The organism is Arthrobacter sp. H35-D1 (assembly GCF_030063185.1).
GTDB lineage: Bacteria > Actinomycetota > Actinomycetes > Actinomycetales > Micrococcaceae > Specibacter.
This window is the reverse complement of the sequence record NZ_JASISP010000001.1, coordinates 586,495-603,095: the sequence shown is the minus strand read 5'-3', so window position 1 is coordinate 603,095 and position 16,601 is coordinate 586,495. Positions and strand designations below refer to the sequence as shown.

12 protein-coding genes are annotated in these 16,601 nt (G+C 61.6%); 6 read left to right on the top strand and 6 right to left on the bottom strand.

Going from position 1 to position 16,601, the window contains the following annotated elements; all coding sequences use genetic code 11:
* Window positions 1-259: 259 nt before the first annotated feature.
* From QMG25_RS02720 to QMG25_RS02710, 3 genes are all read left to right on the top strand, one after another.
* Window positions 260-682, top strand: coding sequence for a hypothetical protein (locus QMG25_RS02720; protein WP_283457072.1), 423 nt, complete (start codon window positions 260-262; stop codon window positions 680-682).
* Window positions 683-801: 119 nt separating this feature from the next.
* Window positions 802-2,220, top strand: a complete 1,419-nt coding sequence (locus tag QMG25_RS02715) for an FAD-binding oxidoreductase (protein WP_283457070.1) — start codon at window positions 802-804, stop codon at window positions 2,218-2,220.
* Between the two features lie 58 nt (window positions 2,221-2,278).
* Window positions 2,279-3,835, top strand: coding sequence for a stealth family protein (locus tag QMG25_RS02710; RefSeq protein ID WP_283457068.1), 1,557 nt, complete (start codon window positions 2,279-2,281; stop codon window positions 3,833-3,835).
* An 83-nt stretch (window positions 3,836-3,918) separates the two neighbouring features.
* Here the strand turns inward: QMG25_RS02710 and fdhA are convergent, their stop codons facing one another.
* Both fdhA and QMG25_RS02700 read right to left on the bottom strand, forming a co-directional pair.
* Window positions 3,919-5,130: a formaldehyde dehydrogenase, glutathione-independent gene (fdhA, locus tag QMG25_RS02705; protein ID WP_283457066.1), complete on the bottom strand. Its 1,212-nt coding sequence runs from the start codon at window positions 5,128-5,130 to the stop codon at window positions 3,919-3,921.
* A gap of 191 nt (window positions 5,131-5,321) precedes the next feature.
* The gene (locus QMG25_RS02700; protein ID WP_283457064.1) at window positions 5,322-5,792 is read right to left on the bottom strand and encodes a MarR family winged helix-turn-helix transcriptional regulator; all 471 of its coding nucleotides are present in this window, start codon (window positions 5,790-5,792) and stop codon (window positions 5,322-5,324) included.
* Window positions 5,793-5,873: 81 nt separating this feature from the next.
* On the opposite strand from QMG25_RS02700, the gene QMG25_RS02695 reads away from it, so the two are divergent.
* The gene (locus QMG25_RS02695) at window positions 5,874-7,340 is read left to right on the top strand and encodes an MFS transporter (RefSeq protein ID WP_283457062.1); all 1,467 of its coding nucleotides are present in this window, start codon (window positions 5,874-5,876) and stop codon (window positions 7,338-7,340) included.
* Window positions 7,341-7,365: 25 nt separating this feature from the next.
* Here the strand turns inward: QMG25_RS02695 and QMG25_RS02690 are convergent, their stop codons facing one another.
* The 4 genes from QMG25_RS02690 to QMG25_RS02675 all read right to left on the bottom strand — a co-directional run bounded on the left by QMG25_RS02690 (window position 7,366) and on the right by QMG25_RS02675 (window position 11,068).
* Window positions 7,366-7,884, bottom strand: coding sequence for a mycothiol transferase (locus QMG25_RS02690; RefSeq protein ID WP_349307101.1), 519 nt, complete (start codon window positions 7,882-7,884; stop codon window positions 7,366-7,368).
* Window positions 7,885-8,067: 183 nt separating this feature from the next.
* The gene (locus QMG25_RS02685; RefSeq protein WP_283457060.1) at window positions 8,068-8,703 is read right to left on the bottom strand and encodes a LutC/YkgG family protein; all 636 of its coding nucleotides are present in this window, start codon (window positions 8,701-8,703) and stop codon (window positions 8,068-8,070) included.
* The gene (locus tag QMG25_RS02680; protein ID WP_283457058.1) at window positions 8,700-10,274 is read right to left on the bottom strand and encodes a LutB/LldF family L-lactate oxidation iron-sulfur protein; all 1,575 of its coding nucleotides are present in this window, start codon (window positions 10,272-10,274) and stop codon (window positions 8,700-8,702) included. The genes QMG25_RS02685 and QMG25_RS02680 overlap by 4 nt, the downstream gene beginning before the upstream one ends.
* Window positions 10,271-11,068, bottom strand: a complete 798-nt coding sequence (locus tag QMG25_RS02675) for a (Fe-S)-binding protein (protein WP_283457056.1) — start codon at window positions 11,066-11,068, stop codon at window positions 10,271-10,273. Before QMG25_RS02675 ends, QMG25_RS02680 begins: the two co-directional genes overlap by 4 nt.
* A gap of 316 nt (window positions 11,069-11,384) precedes the next feature.
* On the opposite strand from QMG25_RS02675, the gene QMG25_RS02670 reads away from it, so the two are divergent.
* Both QMG25_RS02670 and QMG25_RS02665 read left to right on the top strand, forming a co-directional pair.
* On the top strand, window positions 11,385-15,611 hold the full coding sequence (locus tag QMG25_RS02670) for an alpha-L-fucosidase (protein WP_283457054.1): 4,227 nt from the start codon (window positions 11,385-11,387) through the stop codon (window positions 15,609-15,611).
* Window positions 15,612-15,787: 176 nt separating this feature from the next.
* Window positions 15,788-16,459, top strand: a complete 672-nt coding sequence (locus QMG25_RS02665) for a FadR/GntR family transcriptional regulator (RefSeq protein ID WP_283457052.1) — start codon at window positions 15,788-15,790, stop codon at window positions 16,457-16,459.
* Window positions 16,460-16,601: the final 142 nt, after the last annotated feature.

Sequence of the window (16,601 nt, the reverse complement as noted above, 5' to 3'; positions counted from 1 at the left end):
CGTGTGCCTCCGCAAGTGGGGCCTTGTCCGCCAGGGGTGTGCGCCGCCCTAGTTTTTCCGACCGAACAACCCGCTGGGGGGTGCATGGGTGGGGGGGGTTTTTATTCCAATAGCCCCCGTGGCGATTGGCCGGCCGTCGGTGGTTAATGAGGGGTTCAAGGGTTGCAGGCAACGACTCGGACGCTGGGTACTAGCCACACGGGCCCGGCAACCCTAGGCTGAAACACAACTACCTTTAGAGCATGCAAGGAGATTCACCATGGGATTCAGCATCGGCAACGCAGCACTTCGATTTGTCTCCGGAGCCTTCATCCTCAACTCGGGCATTGGCAAGCTCAACTTGACCCCGGATCAAGCTGCTGGCCTGCAGAGTGCTGCGCAGCGGGTGATCCCCCAGCTCGAGGACCTGAAATCGGAACAGTTCGGCAACTACTTGAGCTTTTCCGAGATCGCCTTGGGCTGCACCATTCTGGCACCCTTCGTCCCCACCCGCATGGCAGGAATGGGCTTGGCCGTCTTTTCCAGTGGCTTGCTGGCCACCTATCTCAAATCACCCGGCATGACGGAGCCTGACAGCCTCCGACCCACGCCGGAGGGGACAGCCATGGCGAAGGATTTTTGGCTCGCAGGCATTGCGGTGGCGCTGCTGTTCAACCGCAAACGCCGCTCGCGCAGCAGCTAAATCGTGGCTGCCAGCGTCGCACCGTGAAAGACCTAGCCATGCGGCCGCTGTGGTGGCATCCTTGAGCTAAGCCGTCCGGGGCCACATGCACAGTGCAGCGATTCGCCAAGAAGGTCCCCATGGAAACTATTCACACACCACCCCCATCGCCCGCCTCCGGAGTACCCGCTCCTTTTGCAGCGCTACGAAACAGCATTGCCGGCTCCCTGCACGAACCCGGCAGCAACTCGTACGTCGCTCTGGCCACTCCTTGGAACACGGCAGTTGCCACCCGGCCCGCGGCGGTCCTCGAAGCGGCCACCGCCGTGGACGTCGTGGTGGGCGTGAAGTTTGCCGCCGTCCACAACCTGGCGGTGGCTGTCCAGGCGACCGGACACGGCATTGCCAGCGACCTCGACGGCGCACTGTTGATCCATACCCGCTCGCTCGACGAGTGTTCGCTGGCCACATCGAGGGATCCACACGGCTCGGCCACGGCAAGCACGGGCGCGGGCGTCACGTGGAAAACCGTCCTCTCCCAGTGCGAAGGCCCGGGACTGGCGACGCTCTGCGGTTCCGCACCGGGTGTCAGCGTGGCCGGCTACACCAGCGGCGGCGGAATTGGCCCCATGGTCAGGACATTCGGTGCCGCTTCGGACAAGGTCCGCTCATTTGACGTGGTGACCGGAGACGGCATGCTGCGCCATGTCACGGCGGATTCGGAGCCGGACCTTTTCTGGGGGCTGCGCGGCGGCAAGGGTTCATTGGGCATCATCACAGGCATGGAATTTGACCTGCTGCCTTTGCCGCTCATCTACGCAGGCACGCTCTTTTTTGCCGCCGCCGACGTACCCAAGGTACTGCGTGCGTGGGCTCAATGGTGCCCCGCTCTTCCCCACGTCGCCACCACCTCCGTGGCGTTCATGCAGCTCCCGCCCATGCCCGGCGTCCCTGAACCGCTGGCGGGGAAGTTCACCATCGCCGTCCGTTACGTCTACACAGGAAACCCGGACGACGGCGCCCGTTGGCTTGCGCCGTTGCGCGCTGCCGGAACCCCTCTCTTGGATGCGGTGGGGCCCATGCCTTCCTCCATGATCGGGCTTGTCCACGCGGATCCCGATGATGCCCTGCCGGCCGCCGAAGGATCTGCGTTGCTCATGAGTTTTGACACAGCGGCTGCCGATGCACTGCTGGCGGTGGCTGGGCCGGATAGCGCTTCGCCGCAGCTGATGGTGGAAATCAGGCAACTCGGCGGAGCGTTGGCCCAGGAGCCGGAAATCCCCAGCGCATTGTGCCACCGCGAAGCAGCCTTTGGCCTGCACACAGTGGGCGCGGGCGCACCGCAGGAGTTGCCTGCCGTCGCGGCACACTCGCTGCGCTTGGTGGAAAGCATGTCTGTGTGGGCATACGGAGGAACGCTGTCCAATTTCTCGGCCAACACCGGAAAATCCGGCTTTTCCGCCAGCTACACCGTTCCCGTTCTGGAGAAGCTCACCTTGCTGGCACAAGAGTTTGATCCCGAGCACCTTTTCCGGCTTGGCCAGGTTCCGACGCGGTAGGCTCGCTGCAGGGCTGGAACAACCAGCCAGTGTCTTTTCCAGTCTTCAGGAGCCCGCCGTGCCCCCACCCGCGCCCAGCGCAGAGCACCTGTCACCCCGTGCGGCGGCTGTCGCTTCCCGCGAAGACGTGGTGCTGCACCGGGGGCGGCTGGCACTCGTCAATAGCGCCTCCTGTGAGAACCCGCTGACCCCGCATGCGGCGATGCTCGCTGATCTGCTGGCTGTCCGCGGCGCCTTGGATTCATGCGCCATCGAGTATCTTCTGGTGCGCGGCAATGACGCACGCCCGGTGCTTGCCATCGACGCTTCCCTGCGGGGCAAGCTTGAACAAGCGTTGGCCGCAGCCTTCGTCCATGAGCCGTTCTACGCGCGCAGCGTCGACACGAAGAAGTCCACTGTGCTGCTGGCCGATGGAGCGTTGGCGTCATCGACAAACACCCGGATTGTCAGGCTTTTTCGGCCCCGTGTGGAGCCGCGCGGCGGCCTGTATTACGGTGCGGCGTGGGGCGTACAAATTGAGCTGTGGACGTTCACCCCCGACCGCATTGACCTGCCGATCGAAAATTCGCTCACCCGGCGCAGCATCGACCCCCGCAATGCAGCACGGAGCACCGTGGAACTGCATGGACAGAGCTGGCCGACCATCGAGAACATGTTCATCGACCACGTCTTTGACATCCGCTTTGACATTGACATGGTTTTTTCCTGGGTGGACGGCAGTGGCACCTCCTATCAAGAGGCACGCAAGGAATTGGAAGCCGGGGCGATCCTGGGCGAAGGCGACGACCACGACTCTCGCTTCCGCCACTTGGACGAACTGAAATACGCCTTGCGATCGGTGTATTTGTTTGCCCCGTGGATCCGGCGCATCTTCATTGCCACCGATTCGGCAGCCCCGGCATGGCTGGCCGAGCATCCCAAGGTCACCTTGGTGCGCAGCCCCGAGCATTTTGCCGACCCCTCGGTGCTGCCGACGCACAACTCCATGGCCGTGGAGTCGCAGCTTCACCACATAGATGGGCTCGCAGAACACTTCCTGTATTCCAATGACGACATGTTCTTTGCCCGTCTGCTGCCCCCCGACTTGTTCTTTACCCCCGGAGGCATCACTCGGTTCATGCTTTCCCCCAACCGTATTGGGCTTGGCGAAAGTACCGTGGAACGCAGCGGCTTTGAAAATTCGGCCCGCGTGAACCGTCGCCTCTTGTGGGAGCGTTTCGGCGCTTTCACCACCCACCACCTCGAACACAGTGCAGCACCACTGCGGCGGTCGGTGCTGGCCGAGCTTGAACGGGAGTTTGCCGCCGAGTTCGCCTCCACCGCGGCCAGCACTTTCCGGGCGGCCGGGAATATTTCAGTGACGAATTCCCTCTACCACTACTACGCGCTGCTGACCGGGCGGGCTGCCATGCATGCGGACGGGAAAGGTATTTACGTGGACACCAGCACCACGCAGGGTCTGGCTTCCATGAAGCAGGTGCTGAAACGGCGGAACGCGGACTTCCTGTGCTTGAACGACGGCAGCTCCGGTGACGCGACGGCTGATCAACGGCGCGAGGAAGTCACCAGCTTTCTGGAGAAGTACTTTCCGTTCAAGGCACCTTGGGAAAAGTAGCGTCCGGGTGAGTCTCGCACCGCCGGTGGCCGTGCCTGTCAGTTCTCGACAAGCTCGACCACCGGCGGTGCAGACCCGCTTGGCTAGTCCAAGTAACCGTTGGGGTTCAGGACGTATTTCGTGGCTGCTCCGGCGTCGAACTCTGCATAGCCGCGAGGCGCGTCAGCAAGGGAAATGGCCTTGGCGTTGACGTTCTTGGCGATCTGCACCTTGTCATGCAGGATCGACATCATCAGGCCGCGGTGGTACTTCATCACCGGGCACTGCCCTGTGGTGAACGCCAACGACTTCGCCCAGCCCGTGCCCAAGCTCAGCGACAGCGAACCCTTCTTCGCCGCTTCGTCGGAGGCCCCTGGGTCGCCGGTGACGTAAAGTCCGATGATTCCCAGCGAACCGCCCGCGTTCGTGACGTCCATCAACGAGTTGAGCACGGTCGCCGGCGCTTCGCCTGCGCCCGCGCCGTGGCCCTTCGCTTCGAAACCGACGGCATCAACTGCACAGTCCACCGTGGGTGAACCCAGAATCTGCTCGATCTGCTCCCCGGGGTCGCCCTTCGTCAGGTCGATGGTTTCACAACCAAAGCTGCGGGCCTGCGCCAAACGCTCCTCATTCATATCTCCCACAATCACCACTGCGGCACCCAATAGTTGCGCACTGGTTGCCGCGGCGAGTCCAACGGGTCCTGCTCCGGCAATGTACACCGTGGAGCCCACGGTCACCCCAGCCGACACAGCACCGTGGAAGCCTGTGGGGAAGATGTCGGAGAGCATGGTCAGATCCATCATCTTGTCCAAGGCCTGGTCCCTGTCCGGGAACTTCAGCAGGTTCCAGTCGGCGTACGGCACCAGCACGTACTCGGCCTGACCGCCAACCCAGCCGCCCATGTCAACGTAGCCGTAGGCGCTGCCATAGCCTGCCGGGTTCACGTTGAGGCAGATACCGGTCTTGCGCTCCTTGCAGTTGCGGCAGCGACCGCAGGAGATGTTGAACGGCACGGAACAGATGTCGCCAACCTTGATGAATTCAACACCCGGGCCCACTTCAACCACTTCTCCGGTGATTTCATGGCCCAGAACCAGATCCTTCGGTGCCGTGGTGCGCCCGCGCACCATGTGTTGGTCGGATCCGCAGATATTGGTGGCAATGGTCTTCAGGATGACGCCGTGGGGCACCTTGCGCCCCACATTTGCGGGGTCGACACCCGGCCCGTCCTTGAGTTCAAACGTTGGATAATCGATGTCGATGACTTCAACAACACCGGGGCTCTTGTAGGCAACTGCCTTGTTTCCAGACATGTTCTTCTTGCTCCCATTCCAGTCAGTTCAGAGGGCGCATCTCCGCGCCTTCAGGTGCAACGAGAAAACAGCCCCGTCCGCCGACCTCGGAACACTGTGCTGGGCACAATCGTGCCTAACGCGGACGCCGGATGGAGGGGTTGGGGCAAGTCTAGGACGAGAATGAAGGATATGTAAGGGGTCGCAAGACCTTACCCGGCAGGCTCTTCAGACCGCGGCCAAAGAGCTCCCTCAAGCCGCTCCACGTCCTGGTTGAACGCTTGGAGCACATCCAAAAGCTGCAGGCGACGCTCGTCGGGCCAGTCTCGGACAACGCTCTCCAGCCCCTGTTCGTAAATGCTGCGGGTATTTGCCAGGGCGGCAATTCCGGCATCGGTGGGCGTGATGCGCCGTGCCACCTCGCCGCCGTCGCGCGGGACATAGTCCAACAGTCCGGCACGCAACAGCGCGGCCGACTGGCGATGCACCGTGGACCCGTCCAGGCGGAGTGCACAGGAGAGTTCCTTCAGCGTCATCGGTGGGACGTTTTCCAACCGACTCAGCAGGACCATGGCGGAGCGCTCCAGCACTTCTTCGTGCCGGCGGTGGGGGCGCAGAGAGTGGCGTGCCAGCAACATGAGCTCGTATTCCAACTGCCCCAGGACCTTTTTTTCGTGCAGCACAATTAATATCCCGTCATTCTATGTATGATACAACTATATTGCATCATACATAAGAAAAGTTTTGATTTCATCAGGAGCCCGGTGTTCAGTAGTAAAAATTCAGCCCGCACGCCCACGCCAAGGATGGTTGTCGCCACCTTGGCTTTTTGCGGCATCGTCGTATCGCTTATGCAAACCCTGATCATCCCCTTGATCCCGGAACTTCCCAAGTTCCTGAACGCCTCGCCCACGGACGCGTCATGGGCCATTACAGCGACGTTGGTGGCCGGTGCCGTTGTCACTCCCATCAGCGGGCGGCTCGGCGACATGTTCGGCAAACGGCGCATCCTCATCCTGAGCCTGCTGGCCATGGTGGTTGGATCGGTGCTGTGCGCCCTCAGCGACTCTCTCACGGTGATCGTCGCCGGCCGCGCCCTGCAGGGCCTGGCAATGGGCGCCATCCCGCTGGGCATTAGCATCATGCGCGATGAACTTCCGCCCATGAAGGTGGGCCCGGCCATCGCCACGATGAGTGCGACGATGGGCGTTGGCGGTGCCATCGGCATTCCGCTTTCGGCCTTCATTGCCCAAAAGGCCGATTGGCACATGCTCTTCTGGGTTGCCGCAGCCTTGGGCTTGCTGTGTGCGTTGCTCGTCGGGTTCGTGCTGCCGGAATCTCCTGTCTCCACGCCAGGACGGTTCGACGGCCTGGGTGCAGCCGGCTTGGCCGTGGGCCTTGTGGCGCTGCTGGTCCCGGTGACCAAGGGCTCGGAATGGGGTTGGGACAGTCCCCTGACCATCGGCCTTTTCGCGGCGTCGGTGGTAGTACTTTTGATTTGGGGCGCCTACCAACTGCGCACCAAGGACGCCTTGGTTGACCTGCGCGTCTCGGCACGCCCGCGGGTGCTGCTGACCAACCTCTCCTCGATCATGATCGGCTTCGCCATGTACGGCATGTCGCTGATCTTCATCCAGCTGCTCATGGCTCCGGCCTCAACCGGCTATGGCCTCGACCAGTCGATGATCCAGGCAGGCCTGGCCCTGGCACCCGGCGGCTTTGTCATGATGGCCCTCTCCCCTGTTTCCGCCAAGCTCTCAGCCCGCCGCGGACCGAAGGTGACGTTGACCTCCGGCGCCCTCGTTATTGCCGCCGGCTACATTGTGGCGTTGCTGCTCAACAGCTCGGTATGGGAGATCATCCTCGCCTCCATGATCATCAGCGCCGGCCTGGGACTGGCCTTTGCCGCAATGCCCGCCTTGATCATGGGCGCCGTGCCGATCACTGAGACGGCGGCCGCCAACGGCTTGAACTCCTTGATGCGCGCCATCGGAACTTCCAGCTCGGCTGCCGTCATCTCCGTGGTGCTGGCCTCGATGACCATGGAGCTGGGCCCGGTCGAACTGCCCACCATGGACGCCTTCCGGGTAACATTCGTCATCGCCATCGGTGCCGCTGTCGCATCGGCTGTGCTGGCCGCCTTCATTCCGACCCGCGAACCCGCACCTTCCCACGGTTCCCTGGTCCCACTCACGACGCCGGCCGTCGAGGAGAGCGTGCCCGTCGCCTAGCCTGCGCTGCGTCAGTATTCGGCGGTCAGTTTTCGGTGGGCAGGCCCTTGACATAGGCTGCCTGCCCGCCGTGTTGGACGCAGTCGTCAACAATGCTGACAAGCCGCACCCCGGCGGTGACAGGCGGATTCCAGTTCTTGTCGACAACCTTGTCCAGTGCAGCGCCGTCCAGGCCGCGGACAAAGTCCAAGCTCCGCTCCAGCACGGCCTCATGGTACCGGCGCAGCAGTTCGGTGGAGTCCAGCTGTACTGCGGAGACTTGGCCAAAAGAATGTCCGTAGCCGGTGTCGTCCGGGTCCAAGTCAAAGCCGAACCGTGCCGCGTAGCCGCCTGATGCCCAGACGGATTCGGCCCCTGCAAGATCGGCAAGCTGCTCATCCTGGGCCCGGCACAAGTGCCACACCAGCCAGGCGATGGAGTTCCCGGTCCCGCCGGGGCGCCAATTCAGCTTTTCCGGCTCCAAACCGTCCAGCACCGCCTCTACAACGGCACCGATCCGGCCAAACGCATCTTCGAACAGCTCCGAGATTTCCATGCTGGCCATGCTTCCACGGTATCCTCGGCTTGGGAACCCCGCAGGCTGGGTGGCATTCGATCCGGCATCCGCCATTCAAGTGGCAGCTCCTGCGGGTATTTTTGCGAATTACTCGCAGAAGCTGCCATAGGGATGCGCTAGCGCTCCGCTGGCTCCCGTCTTGCGAGTCCCCACGGCAGCTTCGCATGGGTCCTACGTCAGGATGATGACGTCCAGGGTGCGTGGGCCGTGGACGCCTTCAACTCGTTCAAGCTCAATGTCGCTGGTGGCGCTGGGTCCGCTGATCCATGTCTGCGGCCGGGTTGCCTCCAAGCGCGCGATCGCCTCGGGCAACACCTCCACAATGTCCGAAGCCCGCAGCAGCACGATGTGCCGGTCCGGGACGAGCGAGATGATGCGCCGCCCCTGGTCTGCGCTGCCGTCAAGCATGATGGTTCCGGTCTCCGAAACCGCCGTGGCCGCAGCCGTCACCACGGCGTCCAGGGCGTCCAGTTCCGCCACGGTGAGGCGGCGCTCCGGCGAGTCGACCTCGATGGCCGGCATCCCGGCGTCGTCCGTCAGTTTGGAAAGCCAGTCCTGGGGCAGACCATGCGGGACCACGATGGAAGTGCTGCCGGCGAGAAGTTCGGCCAGCTTCGCGGACGCTTCCTCGGCAGGGGTCACAAACACGTTGGCTTTGTAATCCTGGAGGCGATCCACCAGCTGCTCCAGCCGCTGCTCGGCGCTCATGTTCGAGCTGCGGCGATACTCGCGCGGCACCACGGGTGTTTCCGGGGCATCGTGCAATGCCGAGGCGATCCGGGCCATGATGTCCTCGCGTGCGCTCATGCCTGCTCCCCTTCGCTGTTTTCGGTGCCGTGTCCAGCAGTGTTCCCAGGCCCAGCATGTCCCGGTACGGCATTTCCAGGCACGACGGCGGTGCTTGGCTTGTGTTCCTTCGCCCACCACTGGCGGAACGATTGGCTGGGCGGGGCCGGAATGTCGCGGCTTTGCGTCCAGCCGCCGGCAATGCCGGGGAGCTTCTTGATGACTTTGTCGCGCCCTGCGGCGAGTTTGCCCAGCGGCAGCCCCTTCTCCAGCAGGTTCAGCTTCGCCCCGCTGGAAAATGCCCACTCGGCGCCCTTCATCATGAAGTCCATTTGTGACGGGACCTTGACCTTCGCGCGCTGCGAATCAACGTCCTCGCCCCGCAGATGCACCAGGATTTCCGGGATGTTGATCTTCACCGGACAGGCATCAAAGCAGGCACCGCACAATGAGGAGGCATAAGGCAGGGAGTTGTTCTCCTCGCTCTTGATGCCGGTCATTAACGGCGAGAGGATGGCACCGATGGGGCCCGGGTACGTTGAACCGTAAGCGTGCCCACCCGTGCGCTCATAGACCGGGCAGACATTCATGCAGGCCGAGCAACGGATGCAATTCAGCGCCGTACGGCCGTACTCATCGGCCAAGGCGGCGGTGCGTCCGTTGTCCAACATGACCAGGTGGACGTTTTGCGGGCCGTCGCCTTCGGTGACGCCTGTCCAGAGGGAGGTGTAGGGGTTCATGCGCTCCCCTGTGGAGGAGCGGGGCAGCAGCTGCATGAACACCTCAAGGTCGCTCCAGCTGGGCAGAAGCTTTTCAATGCCCATGACGGTGATGAGCGTTTCCGGCAAGGTCAGGCACATGCGCCCATTGCCTTCTGATTCCACCACTGTCAGTGTGCCGGTGTCGGCCAAGCCAAAGTTGGCTCCGGAGATGGCGACCTTCGCGGAGAGGAACTTCTTGCGCAGGTGCTTGCGCGCGGCCTCGGCCAGGCGGGCCGGCTCGTCGGTGAGGTTGGGGTCCACGGCAGGCATTTCGCGCAGGAAGATCTCTCGGACCTGGCTGCGGTTCTTGTGGATGGCGGGGACCAGGATGTGACTGGGCTTGTCATGGTCCAGCTGGACGATGAGTTCTGCCAGATCTGTTTCGTACGCTGCAATGCCTTGATCTTCCAAGTATTCGTTGAGGCCAATTTCCTGGGTGGCCATGGACTTGACCTTGACCACTTCAGTTTCACCGGTTTCCTGGATCAGTGCCGTGACAATTTCGTTGGCTTCCTGGGCGTCGCGGGCCCAGTGGATGATGCCGCCCCGGGCAGTAAAGTTGGCCTCGAACTGCTCCAGCATGGCCGGGAGGTTTGCCATGGTGGCGTCCTTGATGGCGCTGCCGGCGTCGCGCATTTGTTCCCAGTCTGGAAGTTCCGCCACCACCTTCAGACGCTTGTACCTGATGGTGTGGGTGGCGTGCCCCAGGTTGGCGCGCAGCTGGGTGTTCGCCAATTCCCTGTGCGCGGCTTGGGGAAAGGGCTCGGTGGCGTTCAGGTTGCCTCGGCCAAAAACGGGAAGCGAAGGCATCCCCAGAAATGTGTTGCTCATCGCTTGCTCCCTGCCAAAGTAATCTCGCCGGTGACTGCAACGGGGTTCTCGATTGTGCTGGCCAGGATCTCGGCGAAGTGCAGCGTACCCACACGGCTTCCTTGCCGGGACAGTCCACCGCCAATGTGCATCAGGCAGCTGGCGTCGCCCCCGGAGCACAGCTCGGCTCCGGTGCCGCAAATATTTGCCGCCTTGTCTTCATTCATGGCGGCGGAGACCTCTGCGTTCTTCATGGAGAATGTGCCTCCAAAGCCGCAGCACTGATCGGCCTCGGGCAGTTCAACCATCTCAATGCCGCCCACGCTTTTGAGTAGATTCAGTTGCCTGTCTTCTAGGTGCAGCAGCCGCATTCCGTGGCAGCTGGGATGGTACGTGACTTTGTGCGGGAAGTGCGAACCCAGCTGGGCTGCGGCGTTGGTAATGCCCAAAACATCTGTCAAAAGCTGGGAAAGTTCATAAGTTCGGGCCCCCACTACGGCGGCCCGCTCTTCAAGGGCGGCATCCCCGCAGCGTCGGGCCACCAGTTCGTGCTGATGCTTCACGCTCGCCACACACGAGCCCGAAGGAGCCACGGCGACATCATAATCATCGGTGTCGAAGGCCCGCACGTGGTTGGCTACCACCGTTCGCGCCTCTTTGAAATAGCCGGAATTCACATGCATCTGCCCGCAGCACGCCTGATCCGTAGGGAAAACAACCTCGTGGCCAAGACGCTCCAACAGGGCCACTGTCGCTTGGGCAGTACGCGGATACATGGCATCAACGATGCACGTGGCAAAAAGCGCAATTTTCATGATGCCCACTCTAGGGCAAAAATAGACCTGTGTGGACTGACCACACCCCAAGGGAGCACACGGGCGCGTTCTGAACGTGGCTTGCAGCTGTCAACGACGGACATCCGATGTATCCAGAGTCGAAAACGACAGTTCAGCTGGATTGTCTGCCAATGCCCCGAATAATATCCGTAACATTGTGTCACTAGTCTCATTTTCGCATCATATCTACTAGGTTGAAATGTATTCATCCGATGTTTAATGGGGCGTGGTCAGTTCGCTGGTCTGACTCGGATGCTGCCTCGGAGAAGTACGACTACAAGGGAGTGTTCATTTCATGGTTTTACCCAGTACCGGCGTTGAATCGAGCGGCGGAGGCCGGCAACAGCCCCCGCACTCGCCGAGGAAACGTCTGAAAACCACTGCTCTCGCCAGCTTGGCGACTGCGGGCCTGATCGGCACACTTTTGGTGCCTGCATTGGCCGCCCAGGCAGCCACGAGCGACTCGCTCAACGTGGGCTTCAATGGTTCATTGGTGGGCACCACCGCCTACACCACCACCGGCGATGAAATCATGCACGGTGTACTTAACCGTGTCCAGGGCGATGAAGAGCAGGTGCCCCTCCAAGGCGTCAAGCTGGCCGGAGGCACCCAAGGCATTCGCTATGCTCCCACCGACATGACCACCGGAACCGACACGGCTGACCAAGGATTCTTGGGGGAAGTGAAGTTCACCCCCACGAGCGCTTCCAATTTGTCCACGATCTTTTCGGCGGGCGGCAACTTCTACATCCGTGCACAGGCAGATGAACTTCGCTACGGCTTCGATTCCCTTGCCGAATCGAAATGGACGTCAAACAAAGCAACTGTGCCTTACCCGGCCTTGAACCAAGAGCACGCGCTCTCGTTCCACTACTTGCCAACCGCCTCAGGTGCCACGCTCACGGTCATGCTCGACGGCGTGGTCCTGCCCACCGTGACAGGCACCGCTCCTGCGAAGAACAGTGCAGACCTGGGGTCTATTTTTGGTTTTGGTTATGAAGTCAACACACAGGGTGCAACCCGCGGTTTCAGCGGCATGTTGAGCGACCTCCGCTTGGCCAAAACAACAGCGGCCTTCGACTCCTCTGACTTCGAATTCCAGCCACTGCCGGCCTCGACCGATCTGCTGGATGTCTCCTACACTGGAACCCTCACCGGGAATAGCTACACCCCGGCCAGCAACGACGTGCTCGCAGGTGAGCTCAACCGCCGCGCAGGCACTGAGGCCATGGCTGATGGCAAAGTCACGCTGAAGGCTGCCGGGGAGGGCTTGGACTTTACTGCCGCAGACTTCCCGCTTGGCGCCACGAAGCTGGACAATGGATTTGTCGCTGAAGCTGTCTTCACCCCGTCGGAAGGCCAGGTGAAGCAGGGAACCGTAATTGCTGTGGGCGGCAACTTGTTTGCACGCTACACGAGCAGCGGCAATGGCTTCGAATACGGCTTCAGCTCCAACGCCAGCGGTTCTTGGAAGACGGTCTCCGAGTCGATTCCCGTTCCCGAGGTGAACAAGCCGCACATCTTCTCCATGGCGTACGTGCCGAACGAAGACGGCTCCGCCGAGCTTGTCGCCGGTCTGGACGGGACGCTGCTAACCCCCGTCACGGGCGCCCAGGCAGTCAAGAACGCAGGTGCGGCAACCACGGTCAGCTTTGGTGCCGAAGTCAAGGCAGCCGCGAACGACAGGGCTTTCAAGGGATCACTGGACAAGACCCGTTTTGCGGCCCTGACAGCCGGCTACGACGCTGCCGCCATCAAATACCAGGAGCTGGCCCCGGGCGAGCCCGAGGTGTGCGAGCCGCTGCTGGTAGATCCGGCCAACTACGTCTCTGTCAGCACGGGTGATTGCGAAGCCAACATTCTGGCCAAGTCCGCTCTGGTTCGACCCACGCTTGCCCAGCTCGAATGGCAGGAATCGCGCCAAACGGCCTTCGTTCACTTTGGCATCAACACTTTCTACAACCAGGAATGGGGCCACGGCACCGAGGATCCCGCCCGCTTTGATCCCACGGATTTTGACGCCGACAGCTGGGTAAAAACTTTGCGTGACAATGGATTCCGCTACGCGGTCTTGACAGTCAAGCACCACGACGGCTTCATGTCCTTCCCTTCGCGCTACACCGACTACACAGTGGCCTCCTCACCGTGGAAGGACGGCAAGGGCGATGTGGTGAAGGAATTCACCGATGCAGCGCACAAGTACGGCATGAAAGTGGGCCTGTACATGTCCCCCGCCGACTCCAACCAGGAAGTCGACGGCGTTTTCGGAAACGGCAGCGCCAAGAGCGAGCGCACCATCCCGACCTTGGTTGCAGGCGATGACCGTGCAGGCAAGGACCTTCCCCAGTTCAAGTACGAGGCAACCGACTACGGTGCATTCTTCTTGAACACGCTCTATGAAATTCTCACCCAGTACGGCCAGGTCGACGAGGTTTGGTTTGACGGCGCCCAAGGCAACACGGAAAAGCACGAAACATACGACTACCCCGCCTTCTACGACATGATCTCCAAGCTGCAGCCCCATGCTCTGGTGGCTGTCGGCGGCAATGACATCAAGTGGATTGGCAACGAGCAGGGAACGGCCCGTGACAATGAGTGGGGCGTTCTTCCGGTCAAAACACCGGACGACGGCGGCAAGATCTCGCCTCTCACCCCGGATGGCAACCAGAACCTCGGTTCCACCGAGTCGATGCTGACAGCTGTCAAAAACGGCGGAGCCAACAACTTGCATTGGTGGCCTGGCGAAGCGGACATGAAGTTGACCCAGGGCTGGTTTGCCCACCCGAATGACGCACCAAAGTCACCGAGCGCCATGCTGACCAAATACCACGAGTCAGCTGGACGCAACGCTGTGCTGCTGCTCAACGTTCCGCCCACCACAACGGGCAAGTTCGCCCCGTCGTCCACCTCGGCGCTGGAAGGCTTTACCGCTGAACGCGCCAAGGCGTTTACCCAGGACCATGCTTTGGGCCTGCCCGTTTCCGTCAACGGCGAAGCTTCGGCACTGCTCACCGACGGCAACTTCCGCTCCTCCGCAACGCAAAGCCTGGCTGCGGGCGACAGCTTTGAAATTGATTTGGGCTCAGCCAAGGCCATCGACCGGATCGCCCTGTCCGAAGACGTCTTGGACCACGGACAGAACGTGGACGGGTTCCTTGTTGAAGCGAAGGTCAACGGCGCATGGGCCAAGGTCGCCGAAGCCGGCACCGTCGGCGTGCTGCGCATCCTGAAGTTCAACACCACCACTGCACAGGAATTCCGTGTCACGGTGGTGGGCACCCGCACCCCTGCGTTCTTCGCGAACGTTTCGTTGTACGGAACATTGGCCACTGCTCCGGCACCCGTCATGGACCTTTACGTCGACTGCGAAGCACCTGTTGCCGGAGTCGGCACACAGGACCGTCCATTCAACTCCATGGAACAGTTCCGTCAAACGGAAATCGCCTCGGGTGCAACCATTCATTTCAAGGCCGGCACCGACTGTGCAGCATCCGACACCCCGTTCTGGGGCTACGGCACCGATGATGCACCCATCACCGTCACCACCTACGGAGACGGCACACCGGCATTGATCGGTGGAAAGTCCTTGGCGGATAACTTCGCCAAGCGCGCCGACCAAGGCTGGGTTGTTGACGGGAATATGGCACCTGCCACTCCCACCGTTGCCGTTGATGCAGACACCGTCACCGCCGGCAAAACCAGCAAGCTTGATTTGGCTGGTTTCACCCCTGGACAAGAAATCACTATTGAATTGCGCCCCGGTGCAGTCAACTTGGGCAAGGCAACCGCCGATGCCGAAGGCAGTGCCACTTTGACCGTCACGATTCCAGCAGACACAAGTGCCGGAGATTTCATTATTGTGGCAACGCAGGGGGAGAAGACAGCTTCAGCTGCACTGAAAGTCGAAGCGGCAGCAACGCCAACACCGACACCCACACCGACGCCGACAAACACGGCACCGCCGACGGGGGAACCAACTGGTGAACCGACTGCTCCGCCAACCACGGCACCCGCTGGGGATGAGCCTTCGGGCACCTTGAGTGCGGCAACAGTGGCGGCCGGTGCCGACCTGACAATTACTGGTGACAATTTCAAGCCGGGCAGCACCGCCACGTTCACGTTACATTCGGATGCTGTTGAACTGGGCACCTCCACCGTCGCGGACGATGGAACGGTAAAGCTCACCGCCACAGTGCCGGCCGATGTTCCGGCTGGTTCACATACGGTGGTCATCGCCGGCACCGACACCTCCGGTGAAAGTGCTGAAGTCAGCCTCGCCTTGACGGTGACCGCTGCCGGCAACTCGACCAGCACGGCAACATCCAGCCCGTCGGCAACTGCTTCCGCCAGCACGCCGGCAGCGGACAAGCCTGCGCCGGACAGTCCCGCACCGGGCACGACGGACGACGATCTGGCCAACACGGGCGCCAGCACCACACCAGGCCTGCTCTTGGCCTTGATGCTGCTGCTCGCCGGTGGATCAGCGGTCGTGATGGCTCGCCGCCGCGGCAAACGCGCCTGATCAGGCCGCAATCCAATAACTAAATAGAGGCTGTGCCCGGTTCCTTGTTGGTGCCGGGCACAGCTGGTTAACCGGACGCTGATCAGCTCGCTTTACAGGCGCAAACGGACGAACACACCTTTGTTTTTTGCGGCATCACAGCCGCGAAACAAACATCAGACCAATAGACTGTAGTCATGGCCGTAACTGACGAAGCAATCACCAAGATCAAGGACATGATCATCTCCGGAGAGCTCTCCGCCGGGGATCGTCTGCCGCCTGAGAAGGAGCTTAGCGAGAAGCTTGGCCTCTCCCGCAGTTCGCTGCGCGAGGCCGTCAAGGCACTGGAAATCATCCGCGTGCTCGACGTGCGCCGCGGTGACGGGACCTACGTGACCAGTCTGGAACCGAAGCTCCTCACGGAGGCCATGACGTTCATCGTGGACCTGCACCAGGATGAGACCATCCTGGAGATCTTTGAGGTGCGCCGCATGCTTGAACCTGCGGCCGCAGCCACGGCAGCCGCTCGCATCACGCCGCAGGAAATTGTCGCCCTGCGTGCCACCATGGACAATATTGATGAGCAAACCAGCGTTGAATCCTTGGTTCAGCACGATCTCGTGTTCCACCAACTCATCACGGCAGCTGCCAACAACTCGTATTTGACCAGCGTGCTGGACTCTCTCTCCAGCAGTACTGTCCGCGCCCGCATCTGGCGCGGCCTCACCCAAGAGAAAGCCGTGGATCGCACCCTCTCGGAGCATACGGCCATCATCGAAGCGTTGGAACGCGGCGATGCCGAACTCGCCAGGTCCTTGGTGACTGTCCACATCAGTGGAGTGGAGCACTGGCTTCGCCAGGCGCTTTAAGCCGCTCCATACGCACTACCCGCCCGAGTTCCCTGCTGTTAGTCGTCACCGAGACCGCGCCTGCGCCACATGATCGCTCCGCAACCGCGAGTCCGCCGTTGCCCAACAGCTGGCAGGCGGGCCAGACGCGGTCGGGACGGCC

What these genes read in the sequence shown, in the direction of transcription:
- QMG25_RS02665 (WP_283457052.1), top strand. Translation starts at nt 15,788, where the DNA reads ATGGCCGTAACTGACGAAGCAATCACCAAGATCAAGGACATGATCATC.
- QMG25_RS02680 (WP_283457058.1), bottom strand. Translation starts at nt 10,274, where the DNA reads ATGAGCAACACATTTCTGGGGATGCCTTCGCTTCCCGTTTTTGGCCGA.
- QMG25_RS02720 (WP_283457072.1), top strand. Translation starts at nt 260, where the DNA reads ATGGGATTCAGCATCGGCAACGCAGCACTTCGATTTGTCTCCGGAGCC.
- QMG25_RS02670 (WP_283457054.1), top strand. Translation starts at nt 11,385, where the DNA reads ATGGTTTTACCCAGTACCGGCGTTGAATCGAGCGGCGGAGGCCGGCAA.
- QMG25_RS02690 (WP_349307101.1), bottom strand. Translation starts at nt 7,884, where the DNA reads ATGGCCAGCATGGAAATCTCGGAGCTGTTCGAAGATGCGTTTGGCCGG.
- fdhA (WP_283457066.1), bottom strand. Translation starts at nt 5,130, where the DNA reads ATGTCTGGAAACAAGGCAGTTGCCTACAAGAGCCCCGGTGTTGTTGAA.
- QMG25_RS02715 (WP_283457070.1), top strand. Translation starts at nt 802, where the DNA reads ATGGAAACTATTCACACACCACCCCCATCGCCCGCCTCCGGAGTACCC.
- QMG25_RS02685 (WP_283457060.1), bottom strand. Translation starts at nt 8,703, where the DNA reads ATGAGCGCACGCGAGGACATCATGGCCCGGATCGCCTCGGCATTGCAC.
- QMG25_RS02675 (WP_283457056.1), bottom strand. Translation starts at nt 11,068, where the DNA reads ATGAAAATTGCGCTTTTTGCCACGTGCATCGTTGATGCCATGTATCCG.